This window comes from Metapseudomonas otitidis, assembly GCF_900111835.1.
GTDB classification, from domain to species: Bacteria; Pseudomonadota; Gammaproteobacteria; order Pseudomonadales; family Pseudomonadaceae; genus Metapseudomonas; species Metapseudomonas otitidis.
Window position 1 is genome coordinate 268,876 of sequence record NZ_FOJP01000007.1, and the last position, 11,460, is coordinate 280,335.

Sequence of the window (11,460 nt, forward strand, 5' to 3'; positions counted from 1 at the left end):
CGCCTACGCGGCGCTCGTCAGGTAGGGCTTCCACGCCTCCGGCACCTGCTCCAGGCGCGGGTAGTCCAGCGCATCCAGCTGCAGGCGCGACAGCACGAAGGGCGTATGCCGCAGGTTGCGCGGCACCGCCCGCAGCTCCGGCAGCCACAGGCTCACGTACTCCGCCTCCGGGTCCAGATGGCGCGCCTGGTGCAGGGCATTGAACGCCTGGCTGCGCTGCGGATCGCTCGCCACCCCGGCCAGGTAGGCCCAGTTGCCCCAGTTGCTCGCCGGGTCGTGGTCCAGCAGGTGCTCCTCGAACCAGGCCGCGCCATGGCGCCAGTCCTGCTGCAGGTCGCTGACCAGGTAGCTGGCCACCACCTGGCGCAGGCGGTGGGCGAGAAAGCCTGTGGTCGCCAGCTCGCGCATGGCCGCATCCACCAGGGGCAGGCCGGTGCGCCCGTGGCACCAGGCCTCGAAGCGCGCGTCCAGGTTCTGCGGTGCCCGCGCCGTGGCGCGCACGCCGCCGGGCTGGAACAGCGCCTCGCCGTGGCGCAGCAGCGTCCAGCGGAAGAAGTCGCGCCACAGCACCTGTTCCCACAGCAGGCGGGTCGAGGCATTGGCGCCGTACTGCGCCTCGTGGCGGCGCAGCTCCGCCACCACCCGGCGCGCCGACAGGCAGCCGTTGGCCAGCCAGGGGGAGAACTTCGAGGAGTATTCGGTTCCGGTCAGGCCGTAGCGGGTGGTCTCGTAGTCGCGGACCCCGCGCCCTTCCCACAGGTAGTCGCGCACCCGGGCCAGGGCCGCCGGTTCGCCGCCGGCGAAGGGGAAGGTGCTGTTCACATGGGCCAGGGGCTCCCCCAGGCCGAGGCGGGACAGGCTCGGCAGCGGCTCGAACAGCCGGTCCGCCGGTTCCGGCGTCGGGGGCAGGGCGGCCGGGGCCGAGCGCGGCTGGAACACGCTGAGGCGTTGCTGCACCTGGTCGCGGAACTGGCTGAACACCGCCGGCAGGGCCTCCACCGGCGCCGGCAGCTCCTCTCGGCGCAACAGCGTATCGCCGGCGAAGGTGGTCAGCGGCACGCCGGCCAGGGCCTGGCGGGTCTCCTCGATCAGCGTCCGCGCCGCCGGTGCCACCTCGTCCAGGGTCAGCACCTCGTCCAGCTGCAGGTGGTCCACCAGCGCGGGGATCACCTGGGACGCCACGCCCTGCACCACCAGCAGGCGTGAGCCACGGTGGCGCAGCTCGCCGTCCAGCGCTGCCAGGCTTTCCAGCAGGAAGCGCATGCGGTGCACGCCCATCGGCCGGGTGCCGAGGGGGCCGGGGCGCAGCAGGGTCGGGTCGAAGACGTAGAGCGGCAACACGCGCTCGGCGCCCAGGGCGGCCTGCACGGCCGGGTGGTCGTCGAGTCGCAGGTCCTGTTTGAACCAGAGCAGGCGACGCATGGCGAGGGTCCTCATTGGGCTGGTCCGTTTCCCGGGTTGTCCTTGTGTCTGTACACGTTATAGGCAATTTCCGGTCGTTGAACAGTGCCGTCCGGAAGGGCCGGACGCACGCCGGGCGGCTGCGTATAATCGCGCCCCCTTGCCTGGCACCCCCGCGATGAACGGGGGGCCGTCATCCTCACCGGAGCCTTTCGATGCGTGCATCCTTCCACCGCGCCGCCTGCTGGCTGGGCGCGCTGGCCCTGGGCCTGTGCTCCGCCCAGGCGCCTGCCGAATCCCTGCTGCCGCTGATGGACAGCAACCTGGCGTTCACCACCCTGCCCTATTCCGCCGGGGAGAGCTTCGTCCGCCCCGGCAACGAGGCCCCGCGCCCGCCCCTGGCCAGCGCCGGCCTCGGCTGGCACGCCAGCAGTGCCGAGCACCTGGCCCTGAGCGGGCTGAGCCTGATCGTCGCCGCGCCGGAGCTGGAGCTGCTGGATCTGGCGCTGCTGCCCCGGGACGACGCCCGCGAACCGGGTCGCACCGCCCAGTTCAGCGGCACCTGGCTGTATGCCTTCGGCATCGGCGACAGCGAATGGCTGCTGGATGGCGGCCTCGACTGGGCCGGCAGCGAAGGCTCGCGAGCGGCCGGCTTCGGCTTCAGCCCGCAACTCAGCTTCGATGCCGGCGACTACTTCTTCTCCCGCGAGCGCGAGCTGCTGCTCGGCCTGCAGTACCTGCAGCAGAGCGGCGGCCTGGGCCAGGGCGACGACCGCCTGCTGCCCCTGCCGGGCGACCAGCGTGCCCTGCGCGGCACCCTGCGCTACCGCTTCTGACGCCTCGCCGGGTGCCGCTCGACGGCACCCGGCCCACCCTCCTACCATTCCGTATCCCGCACAGGAGCGCTCATGGACATCCTCGGAATCGCGGTGCTGATCTTCCTGGTCACCGACCCCTTCGGGAACATCGCCATCTTCATCGCCGCCCTGAAGAACGTCGCCCCCGAGCGGCGCCTCAAGGTCGCCCTGCGCGAGCTGGTGTTCGCCCTCGGCCTGCTGCTGCTGTTCCTCACCTTCGGCGAGAACATCCTCAGCGGCCTGGGCCTGTCCCGCGAGGCCATCGCCATTGCCGGCGGCATCATCCTCTTCATCATTGCCCTGCGGCTGATCTTCCCCCGGCCCGAAGGCGTGCTCGGCGACCTGCCCGGCGGCGAGCCGATGCTGGTGCCCCTGGCCACCCCGGCGGTGGCCGGCCCCTCCGCCCTCGCCGTGCTGATGACCCTGCGCAACACCCACCAGGGCCAGCTGTGGGAGCTGTACATCGCCGTGATCCTGGCCTGGGCCTGCACTGCCGTGATCCTCCTGCAGGCCGCCTTCCTCCAGCGCTTCCTCGGCCAGCGCGGCCTCATGGCCGTCGAGCGCCTCACCGGCATGCTGCTGATCATGCTCAGCGTCGACATGCTCCTGGACAACCTGCAAAGCGTGTTGCACATCCGCCCATGAAACGACTTCTCCCCCTCGGCCTGTGCCTGACCCTGCTCGGTGGCTGCGCCCACGACGGCCTGCAGATCGACCGCAGCCACCCCTCGCAGAACCAGAACAGCCGGGTGCAGTACATCGTCCTGCACTACACCTCCACCAACCTGGCCAACTCCCTGCACCTGCTGACCGAAGGCGACGTCAGCGCCCACTACCTGATCGGCGCCCAGCCGCCCACCGTCTACCAGCTGGTGGGCGAGGACCGCCGCGCCTGGCACGCCGGGCAGAGCGAATGGCAGGGGCGCACCTGGCTGAACGCCAGCACCATCGGCATCGAACTGGTCAACGAAGGCTACCGGCAGACCGGCCACGGGCTGGAATGGGAGCCCTTCGACGAGGGCCAGATCAACGCCCTCATCCCGCTCCTCAAGGACCTGGTCAAGCGCCACGGCCTGCCGATGGGCAGCATCATCGGCCACAGCGACATCGCCCCCCAGCGCAAGGTCGACCCGGGCCCGCTGTTCCCCTGGAAGCGCCTGGCCGACGCCGGCCTGGTGCCCTGGCCGGACGACCGCGCGGTGGCCGAGGAACAGGTGCGCTTCGCCACCGCCCTGCCCACCGTGGACTGGTTCCAGATGCAGCTGGAGCGCCAGGGCTACGCCGTGCCGCGCAACGGCCAGCTGGACGAAGCCACCCGCAACGTCATCGCCGCCTTCCAGATGAAATACCGCCCGAGCCGCTACGACGGCCAGCCGGACGCCGAGACCGCCGCCCTGCTGCTGGTGCTCAACCGCGGCGCGCGCTGAGCGCCGCTTCTACACCGGCAGCGTCAGGTAGAACTGCGCCCCCTCGCCGGGGCGCGAATAGATGCCGATGCGCCCGCCGTGCAGCCGCACGATCTCCTTGCACAGCGCCAGCCCCAGGCCCACGCCGCCGGGGTTGTGCCCCAACTGCACGAAGGGCTCGAAGATGCGCGCCTGCTGGCTGTAGGGCACGCCGTCGCCGTTGTCCTCCACGCTGAGGATCACCCGCTCGCCATGGCGTCGTGACTGCAGGCGGATGCGCCCGTCGCGGGGGGCGTGGCGCAGAGCGTTGCTCATCAGGTTGTCCAGCACCCGCTCCAGCTGTGGCCGGTCCACCGGCACCCGGGGCAGCGGGCCCTGCAGGTCCAGCTCGATGGCCACCTGCCGCTCCTCGGCCTGGGCCAGGAAGCGCTCGCGCACCCCGCCGAGCAGCTCGTCCAGGTCGCAGGGCGCCAGGGTCAGGGTCTGCATGCCGTTCTGGTAGCGGGAGAAGTGCAGCAGGTCGTTGATCAGCCGCACCAGGCGCTGCATCTCCTCGTCCACCGTCTGCAGCAGGTCCGCCTCGCGGGAGTCCGGCGCCACCTTCACCCGCTCGCGCAGCAGGCCGAAGGCCATCTGCATGCCGGTCACCGGCGTGCGCAACTCATGGGAGGCGCGCAGCACGAACTCGTTGCGCACCCGCTCGAAGGCACGCTGCTCGGTCACGTCGCGCAGCACCATCACCGCGCCCATCACCCGCGCGTCGTCCAGGCTCACCGGGGTCAGCCGCCAGCTCAGCAGGCGGTGCTCGCCCTCGGCGAGGATGTCCAGGTCCGGGTGCACCTGGTCCAGCGCCTGGCCGGCCAGCACCCGCCGGGTGGTCTCTTCCAGCGCCGGCACCGCCAGGGCGCGGCTCAGCGGCTGGCCCAGCTGCTCGGTGTCCCAGGCCAGCTGGCGCTGCGCCACCGGGTTGGCGTGCTCGATGCGGCCATCGCGGTCGAGGATCAGCAAGCCGTCGTCGATGCTGTCCAGCACCGCCTTCAGCCGCCGCTGCTCGGCCAGCATCTTCTCGATGTTGGTCTCCTTCAGCTGCCGCAGGGCCTCCGCCATCAGCCCGAAGCGCCGGCTCAGGGAGGCCATCTCGCTCACCGAGGAGAGCGGCAGGGTGACCTGGAAGTCGCCCTGGCCGATGCGGTCCGCCGCCCGCGCCAGCGCCTCGATGGGCGCGCCGAAGCGCCGCGCGATGCCGTGGGCGGTCACCACCCCGATCAGCAGCACCGCCAGGGCCAGCAGGCCCAGCAGCCCGGCCACCAGCACCGCCCGCTCGCGGGTGTAGCGCTCGGTGCTGGAGATGTTGTCCAAGGCGAGGCGCTGTAGGTCCAGCATGGCGTTGCGGGTGGCGTTCAGGGCCTCGCTGAAGGCCACATCGTCCATCGGCTGGCGGTCGTCGCGGGCCGGCGTTGCCGACACCTCGACGAAGCGTGCGAAGTGCTCGGCGATGGCCCGGAAGCCCTCCCGGGTGCTCTCGTCCCGCGCATTCATCAGCCCCCGCTCCACCACGCTGCGAAAGTGCTGCTGGGCGTCGTGCAGCTTCACCGGGTCGGTGTGCGGCGCCGTCAGCAGCACCAACTGGTCGCCCAGGTGGCGGCGCATCTGCTCGCCCAGGTCGATGGTGGAGAAGTTGTAGGCGATCAACTGCTCCTGGGAACGCGCCAGCTGCATCACGCTGGTCACCCCCAGCAACAGTCCCAGCAGGGCCACGGTGATCAGCGCGGAGATGCTGAGGAACAGCCGCGTGCGCAGCTTCATCGGGAACCTCATAGGCCGTACTGCTTGCGCTTCCGGTACAGCGTGGAGGCGTCGATGCCGAGCGTCCGGGCCGCCTGGTCCAGGGTGTCGCTGGTGGCCAGCACCGCCGCGATGTGGGCCTTCTCCAGGTCCTCCAGGCTCATGGCGGCGCCGATGCGCGGGGCGTTGTTGGCGCTCGGCGCCTCGCTCAGGCCGAGGTTGCCGACGTCCACCAGCTCCTGGCCGCAGATGATGCTGGCGCGCTCGATGACGTTGCGCAGCTCGCGCACGTTGCCCGGCCAGGCGTAGTTCAGCAGCGCCTCCCGCGCTGCCTCGCTGAAGCCCCGGGCCGGCCGCGCGTAGTCCTTCACGAAGCGCGCGAGGAAGCGCTCGGCTAGGCCCAGCAGGTCCTCGGTGCGCTCGCGCAGCGGCGGCAGGTGCAGGGTGATCACGTTCAGGCGGTAGAGCAGGTCCTCGCGGAAGCGCCCCTCGCGGACCATCTCGTCCAGGTTGAGGTTGGTGGCGGCGAGGATGCGCACATCGGCACGGCGGGTCACCGCATCGCCCACCCGCTCGTATTCCTTGTCCTGGATGAAGCGCAACAACTTGGGCTGCAACGTGAGGGGAAAATCGCCGATCTCGTCGAGGAACAGCGTGCCGCCGTCAGCCTGGCTGACCCGGCCCAGGGTGCTCTCGCTGGCCCCGGTGAAGGCGCCACGGGTGTGGCCGAACAGCTCGCTCTCCATCAGCTCCGCCGACAGCGACGGGCAGTTGATGGTCACGCAGGCCTTCTTCGCCCGCTTGCTCCAGCCGTGGATGGCGCGGGCCAGCTCGCCCTTGCCGGTGCCCGACTCGCCGAGGATGAGGATGTTGGCGTCGGTGTTGGCCACCTGCCGGGCCGTTTCCAGCACCGCCATCATCGCCGGGCTCTGGGAGTCCAGGCCGTCACCGGGCTTGCGCACCTCGCCCTCCAGGGCTTCCAGGCGCGCGGTCAGCTGGCGCACTTCCAGCTGCTTGGCCGCCGACAGGCGCAGCTGGTCGGGGCTGCAGGGCTTGACCAGGTAATCCGCCGCGCCGGCCTGCATGGCGTCCACCGCCGTGTCCACCGCCGAATGCGCGGTGACGATCACCACCCGCATCCACGGCGCCTGCACGCGCATCTGTGCCAGCACGTCCAGGCCGTTGTCCTCGCCCAGGCGCAGGTCGAGGAAGCACAGGTCGAACACCTGCCGCTGCAGGATCGCCTCCGCCTGCGCCGCGCTGCTGGCGGTGGCCACGCTGTAGCCCTCGTCCTCCAGGCAGTACCGGAAGGTGCGCAGGATCGCCGATTCGTCATCCACCAGCAGGATGCGTCCGCGGGTTTCCGTTGCCGATGCCATGTTCTTGCTCCGCTGTGTCGTGTCGTTGTTCGAGGGCGCGTACCCCGCCATCGGGGCGGGACGCGTAGGGGGCCTAGGTGGCCGTCTGGTGCTTAGTCCAGGAAAGAACGTGCAAGTTGCAAGATGATTTCTTACACGGATTGCAGCCTGCATGCAGGCGGTATTTTCGGAGCGAGGCTAACTGACTGTTTTAAAAGGAAAAACGACTTTTTCAAAACCTGGCACAACGCTTGCGAAATCTCCTGCCGAGAGCGTCCGGAATCGCTCGGACCAGGAGAACGGAAGATGACCAGCACCACCGCACAACTGAATGAACTGATCGAGATCACCCGCGACGGCGAGCGCTTCTACCAGCACGCCATCGAAGAAGTCCGCGACCCCAACCTGCAGAGCCTGTTCCGCGAGATGGCCAGCGCCAAGACCGAGGTCATCCAGGCGCTCACCGTGCGCGTCGCCGCCAACCACGAGACGCCCTCCACCGGCGGCACCCTCATGGGCACCCTGCGCCAGGTCTATGCCGACACCCGCGCCGCCCTGGCCAAGGACGAGTACGCCGCCTACGTCGGCCAGCTGGAGCAGGCCGAGGACCGCATCCTGCACGCCTTCGAGGATGCCCTGGAGACCGCCGAACCCAAGGTCCGCGAGCTGATCGCGGTGGAAATGCCCAAGGTCCGCGCCTGCCACGACCGCATGCGCAGCCTCAAGCAGTCCATGGCCTGAGGCGGCCCCGTCCGCCACCTGTGCAGGGAGGAGAACCGGCATGAACCGTCCACAACCCCGTCTCGCGCTCATCGGCAAAGGCCTGCTGGTCGCCTTCGCGGTGTTCCTGCTGATGCTGGTGGAACACCAGCTGCGCAGCGCCCTCAAGGCCCGCGAACACCTGCCCGCATTGCCCGCCCACATCGAAGTGGTGCCCACGCCGGCGGCGGACCAGCGCCCGGCCACCGCGCCGGCGGACGACCTGCACACCGTGGCGCAACAGCGCTTCCTCGAACCGACGCAGCAACCGCGCTGGGTGTTCTGACCCCAAGGAGCACGACCATGTGGACCCTGGCCCTCGTATTCGCCGCCCTGCTCACCCTCAGCCTGCTGGCCCTGGCCAGCGCCCTGGCGATGGGCAACGCGCTGCTGGAAAGCCATTACCTCAGCGACCTCGACCTCGACACCCCGGATCCCCACACGCCCCAGGACGAAGCCTCCGCCTCGTTCGGTGCACAGCACGACCTCGGCCTCGGCCTGGCGCGCTGAACCTACCTACCACGCAGGAGAACTCACCATGCTCAGTTGGGCCCTTACCTTCCTCGTCATCGCCATCGTCGCCGCTGTCCTGGGCTTCGGCGGTATCGCCGGCACCGCTGCAGGCATCGCGAAGATCCTCTTCGTGCTGTTCCTGGTGCTGTTCATCGTCTCGTTCATCTTCGGCCGCCGCCGCGGCTAGGGAGGCCCGATGCGCACGCTGCGCCCACTCTGCGCCGCCCTGCTGCTCGGCCTTGCCGGCAGCGCGGCGCTGGCCGCCGACACCGACGCCGAATACCGCCTCAACGAACTGCTGGGTACCGACCCGCAGTACCGCGAGACGTGGCAGGATCTGGTGGAGGACGAAAGCCGCCTGCCCGAATGGGTGATGAACCTCAGCGGCACCGCCACGCCCATGCAGGCGGTCAACGAGGATGGCGACAAGTACCTGGTGGGCCAGCTGTGCGACAGCGCCGACTGCGCCCACCAGAAGCTGCTGGTGGCCTTCAGCTGGGACAAGGAGGACGCCTACGCCCTGCTGGTGCAGGTCCCGCCGGGCCTGCCGGCGGACAAATCGCCCAGCCGCCACGCCAGCCTGCGCTGGCTGGGCGAGCCGGACGAGGCCCAGAAGGCGATCCTCGACGCCGAGCTCCGGCGTGATCCGAACTGGTACTGAGCATTCAGACCACAGGCCCCGCAGGCGGGGCCACATGACCAGGGGGCCGGGTTGTTCCGCGTCGACAGGAGCGGCATGACCTAGGGGTACAGGGGGTACCTCCGCACAGGCGGGCCGGGTCAGGCGAAACCGACGCCGGGCGTTCCACACGGGACGCCCGGCGCGGCTCATTCCGGGGTCAGCTCATGCGCGCCGCCAGCTTCGCCACATGGGCGCCCTGGAAGCGCGCCAGGGCCAGCTCCTTGGCACTCGGCGTGCGCGAGCCGTCCGCCCCGGCGATGGTCGCCGCCCCGTAGGGCGAGCCGCCGCGCACCTCGCTGATGTCGGTCAGCTCCGGGGCCGCGTAAGGCAGCCCGCTGATCAGCATCCCGTGGTGCGCCAGGGTGTGCCAGAACGAGGTGATGGTGGTTTCCGAGCCGCCCCCGGTGCCGGTGGAGGTGAACACGCTGCCCAGCTTGCCCACCAGCGCGCCCTTGGCCCACAGGCCGCCGGTCTGGTCGAGGAAGGTGCGCATCTGCCCGGCCATGTTGCCGAAGCGTGTCGGCGTGCCGAACAGGATGACGTCGTAGTCCGCCAGCTCCTGGGGCGAGGCCACCGGCGCCGCCTGGTCCAGCTTCGCCCCGGCCTTGCGCGCGATGTCTTCCGGCATGGTCTCGGCCACCCGCTTCAGGGTCACCTCCACACCGGGCACGCTGCGGGCCCCTTCGGCCACCGCCTCGGCGAGGCGCTCGATGTGGCCATACATGGAGTAATACAGCACCAGGATCTTCTTCATCCGCCTGTCCTCATCGGGTTGGGAAACCCCATGGAGCCTAGACCCCGGGGCCGCACGCGCCCATCCGCCCGCCCGGCGGTCGTCCTGGCGCCGCCCCGATGCCCGCCGCTATCATCCGCCCCCATCGGATTCGAGGGACATCCCCCATGCTCAACGGCCTCTGGCTCGGCTTCTTCCTGGTGGCGGCAACCGCCGCGGCGGCACGCTGGATCGGCGGCGATCCCGGCGTTTGGGCGGCCATGGTGGAGAGCCTGTTCGCCATGGCCAAGCTCTCGGTGGAGGTCATGGTGCTGCTGTTCGGCACCCTCACCCTCTGGCTCGGCTTCCTGCGCATCGCCGAGCGCGCCGGGCTGGTGGAGCGCCTGGCCTGGCTGCTGGGGCCGCTGTTCCGCCGGCTGATGCCCGAGGTGCCGGCCGGGCACCCGGCGCTGGGGCTGATCACCCTCAACTTCGCCGCCAACGGCCTGGGTCTGGACAACGCCGCCACCCCCATCGGCCTCAAGGCCATGAAGGCCCTGCAGGAGCTCAACCCCAGCGCCACCGTGGCGAGCAACGCGCAGATACTGTTCCTGGTGCTCAACGCCTCTTCCCTGACCCTGCTGCCGGTGTCGATCTTCATGTACCGCGCCCAGCAGGGTGCCAGCGACCCGACCCTGGTGTTCCTGCCCATCCTGCTGGCCACCACCGCCTCGTCCCTGGTGGGCTTGCTGAGCGTTGCCGTGATGCAGCGCCTGCGCCTGTGGGACCCGGTGGTGCTGGCCTACCTGGTGCCCGGCGCGCTGCTGCTGGGCGCCTTCATGGCGGTGCTCGCCGGGCTCTCCGCCACCGCCCTGGCGGCGCTGTCCTCGCTGCTGGGCAACCTGGTGCTGTTCGGGCTGATCCTGGTCTTCCTGCTCGCCGGGGCCTTGAAGAAGGTGCCGGTCTACGAAGCCTTCGTGGACGGCGCCAAGGAAGGCTTCGACGTGGCCAAGGGCCTGTTGCCCTACCTGGTGGCGATGCTCTGCGCCGTCGGCGTGCTGCGCGCCTCGGGCGCCCTGGAGTTCGGCCTGGACGGCATCCGCAGCCTGGTGGAGTGGGCCGGCTGGGACACCCGCTTCGTCGACGCCCTGCCCACCGCGCTGGTCAAGCCGTTCTCCGGCAGCGCCGCGCGGGCCATGCTCATCGAGACCATGCAGAGCCAGGGGGTGGACAGCTTCCCCGCCCTGGTCGCCGCCACCGTGCAGGGCAGCACCGAGACCACCTTCTACGTGCTCGCCGTGTACTTCGGCGCCGTCGGCATCCAGCGCGCCCGCCACGCCGTGGGCTGCGCCCTGCTGGCGGACTTCGCCGGCGTGCTGGCCTCCATCGGCGTGTGCTACTGGTTCTTCGGCTGATCCCGGTTGCCCGGCGCTTCCCGGGCTGAAGCCCGGGCTACGGTGCTCCGCATCGAACCCGGCGCCCGGGCAATGATGGGCTTCGCACCGCTCAGCCCATCCTACGTTTGCCGCCATGCCCTGATTCGTAGGGGGATCGCGCTTCACCGTTCCACCGTCATGACCGTGCCGAGTGCCGTTCGTAGGATGCGGCGAGCTCGGCGAACCGCATCGAGCCCCGAGCCACCGTTCGTAGATACCGTCTTGATTTCTAGTGAGCAAGGGCCAGTTTTGCGTCAAACGGCTGACCCGATTTCAGCACGCCATAGGCGATGTTCAGCAGCTTGCGCATCGCTGCGCAGACGATCTGCTTGCCGGTCTTGCCCCGCTCCCTTAGCCGTTCGCCCATGGCTCTGATCGCTTCGTTGTAGGTCAGGGCGCTGATCGCGGGCATGTACAGGCCGGCTCTCAGGCGCGATGAGCCCATCTTGGAGATGCGTGTCTGCCCCCGGTAGCTCCCGGATTCCTGCAGCCGTGGATTGAGCCCGGCAAAGGCGGTGATGGCGCGGCCGTTGGCAAAGCGCAGCGGGTCG

Annotated in this window: 14 protein-coding genes; 9 read left to right on the plus strand and 5 right to left on the minus strand. The window is 69.9% G+C overall.

Features of this window, described 5'->3' with window-relative positions; translation table 11 throughout:
- Positions 1-3: 3 nt before the first annotated feature.
- Positions 4-1,422, minus strand: coding sequence for a DASH family cryptochrome (locus BM198_RS11160; RefSeq protein ID WP_074969967.1), 1,419 nt, complete (start codon positions 1,420-1,422; stop codon positions 4-6).
- 194 nt (positions 1,423-1,616) lie between these two features.
- Here BM198_RS11160 and BM198_RS11165 point away from each other — a divergent pair, with 194 nt between their 5' ends.
- The 3 genes from BM198_RS11165 to BM198_RS11175 all read left to right on the plus strand — a co-directional run bounded on the left by BM198_RS11165 (position 1,617) and on the right by BM198_RS11175 (position 3,685).
- Positions 1,617-2,237 carry a hypothetical protein gene (locus BM198_RS11165; protein ID WP_074969969.1) on the plus strand — a complete coding sequence of 207 codons (621 nt, stop codon included), beginning with the start codon at positions 1,617-1,619 and terminating at the stop codon, positions 2,235-2,237.
- Between the two features lie 72 nt (positions 2,238-2,309).
- The gene (locus BM198_RS11170; protein WP_044406231.1) at positions 2,310-2,903 is read left to right on the plus strand and encodes a MarC family protein; all 594 of its coding nucleotides are present in this window, start codon (positions 2,310-2,312) and stop codon (positions 2,901-2,903) included.
- Positions 2,900-3,685, plus strand: coding sequence for an N-acetylmuramoyl-L-alanine amidase (locus BM198_RS11175; protein ID WP_074969971.1), 786 nt, complete (start codon positions 2,900-2,902; stop codon positions 3,683-3,685). Before BM198_RS11170 ends, BM198_RS11175 begins: the two co-directional genes overlap by 4 nt.
- Before the next feature lie 9 nt (positions 3,686-3,694).
- On the opposite strand, the gene BM198_RS11180 is transcribed toward BM198_RS11175, so the two are convergent.
- A complete protein-coding gene (locus BM198_RS11180) occupies positions 3,695-5,482 on the minus strand; it encodes a KinB sensor domain-containing domain (protein ID WP_074969973.1) in 1,788 nt (595 codons plus the stop codon).
- On the minus strand, positions 5,479-6,828 hold the full coding sequence (gene algB, locus BM198_RS11185; RefSeq protein WP_044406239.1) for a sigma-54-dependent response regulator transcription factor AlgB: 1,350 nt from the start codon (positions 6,826-6,828) through the stop codon (positions 5,479-5,481). Before algB ends, BM198_RS11180 begins: the two co-directional genes overlap by 4 nt.
- Positions 6,829-7,113: 285 nt before the next feature.
- Between algB and BM198_RS11190 the strand changes: the two genes are divergently transcribed.
- The 5 genes from BM198_RS11190 to BM198_RS11210 are packed head-to-tail and all read left to right on the plus strand — an operon-like array spanning position 7,114 to position 8,740.
- Entirely contained in the window at positions 7,114-7,548 is a 435-nt protein-coding gene (locus BM198_RS11190) for a ferritin-like domain-containing protein (RefSeq protein WP_044406241.1), read from the plus strand.
- Between the two features lie 40 nt (positions 7,549-7,588).
- Positions 7,589-7,852 (plus strand): hypothetical protein, encoded by a 264-nt coding sequence (locus tag BM198_RS11195; RefSeq protein WP_044406243.1) that lies wholly within the window; start codon positions 7,589-7,591, stop codon positions 7,850-7,852.
- Positions 7,853-7,869: 17 nt separating this feature from the next.
- Positions 7,870-8,076, plus strand: a complete 207-nt coding sequence (locus BM198_RS11200) for a hypothetical protein (RefSeq protein ID WP_074969975.1) — start codon at positions 7,870-7,872, stop codon at positions 8,074-8,076.
- A 28-nt stretch (positions 8,077-8,104) separates the two neighbouring features.
- Positions 8,105-8,266 (plus strand): DUF1328 domain-containing protein, encoded by a 162-nt coding sequence (locus BM198_RS11205; protein WP_044406249.1) that lies wholly within the window; start codon positions 8,105-8,107, stop codon positions 8,264-8,266.
- Positions 8,267-8,275: 9 nt separating this feature from the next.
- Positions 8,276-8,740 carry an inhibitor of vertebrate lysozyme family protein gene (locus BM198_RS11210; RefSeq protein ID WP_074969977.1) on the plus strand — a complete coding sequence of 155 codons (465 nt, stop codon included), beginning with the start codon at positions 8,276-8,278 and terminating at the stop codon, positions 8,738-8,740.
- Between the two features lie 178 nt (positions 8,741-8,918).
- On the opposite strand, the gene wrbA is transcribed toward BM198_RS11210, so the two are convergent.
- Entirely contained in the window at positions 8,919-9,515 is a 597-nt protein-coding gene (gene wrbA, locus BM198_RS11215) for an NAD(P)H:quinone oxidoreductase (protein WP_074969979.1), read from the minus strand.
- A gap of 146 nt (positions 9,516-9,661) precedes the next feature.
- Here wrbA and BM198_RS11220 point away from each other — a divergent pair, with 146 nt between their 5' ends.
- Entirely contained in the window at positions 9,662-10,888 is a 1,227-nt protein-coding gene (locus tag BM198_RS11220; protein ID WP_074969981.1) for a nucleoside recognition domain-containing protein, read from the plus strand.
- Positions 10,889-11,138: 250 nt separating this feature from the next.
- Here BM198_RS11220 and BM198_RS11225 read toward each other — a convergent pair.
- The coding region (locus tag BM198_RS11225) for a transposase (RefSeq protein WP_139233607.1) at positions 11,139-11,460 on the minus strand (322 nt) is incomplete at its 5' end.

What these genes read in the sequence shown, in the direction of transcription:
- BM198_RS11180 (WP_074969973.1), bottom strand. Translation starts at nt 5,482, where the DNA reads ATGAGGTTCCCGATGAAGCTGCGCACGCGGCTGTTCCTCAGCATCTCC.
- algB (WP_044406239.1), bottom strand. Translation starts at nt 6,828, where the DNA reads ATGGCATCGGCAACGGAAACCCGCGGACGCATCCTGCTGGTGGATGAC.
- BM198_RS11170 (WP_044406231.1), top strand. Translation starts at nt 2,310, where the DNA reads ATGGACATCCTCGGAATCGCGGTGCTGATCTTCCTGGTCACCGACCCC.
- BM198_RS11160 (WP_074969967.1), bottom strand. Translation starts at nt 1,422, where the DNA reads ATGCGTCGCCTGCTCTGGTTCAAACAGGACCTGCGACTCGACGACCAC.
- BM198_RS11165 (WP_074969969.1), top strand. Translation starts at nt 1,617, where the DNA reads ATGCGTGCATCCTTCCACCGCGCCGCCTGCTGGCTGGGCGCGCTGGCC.
- BM198_RS11195 (WP_044406243.1), top strand. Translation starts at nt 7,589, where the DNA reads ATGAACCGTCCACAACCCCGTCTCGCGCTCATCGGCAAAGGCCTGCTG.
- BM198_RS11220 (WP_074969981.1), top strand. Translation starts at nt 9,662, where the DNA reads ATGCTCAACGGCCTCTGGCTCGGCTTCTTCCTGGTGGCGGCAACCGCC.
- BM198_RS11175 (WP_074969971.1), top strand. Translation starts at nt 2,900, where the DNA reads ATGAAACGACTTCTCCCCCTCGGCCTGTGCCTGACCCTGCTCGGTGGC.
- BM198_RS11205 (WP_044406249.1), top strand. Translation starts at nt 8,105, where the DNA reads ATGCTCAGTTGGGCCCTTACCTTCCTCGTCATCGCCATCGTCGCCGCT.
- BM198_RS11190 (WP_044406241.1), top strand. Translation starts at nt 7,114, where the DNA reads ATGACCAGCACCACCGCACAACTGAATGAACTGATCGAGATCACCCGC.
- wrbA (WP_074969979.1), bottom strand. Translation starts at nt 9,515, where the DNA reads ATGAAGAAGATCCTGGTGCTGTATTACTCCATGTATGGCCACATCGAG.
- BM198_RS11210 (WP_074969977.1), top strand. Translation starts at nt 8,276, where the DNA reads ATGCGCACGCTGCGCCCACTCTGCGCCGCCCTGCTGCTCGGCCTTGCC.
- BM198_RS11200 (WP_074969975.1), top strand. Translation starts at nt 7,870, where the DNA reads ATGTGGACCCTGGCCCTCGTATTCGCCGCCCTGCTCACCCTCAGCCTG.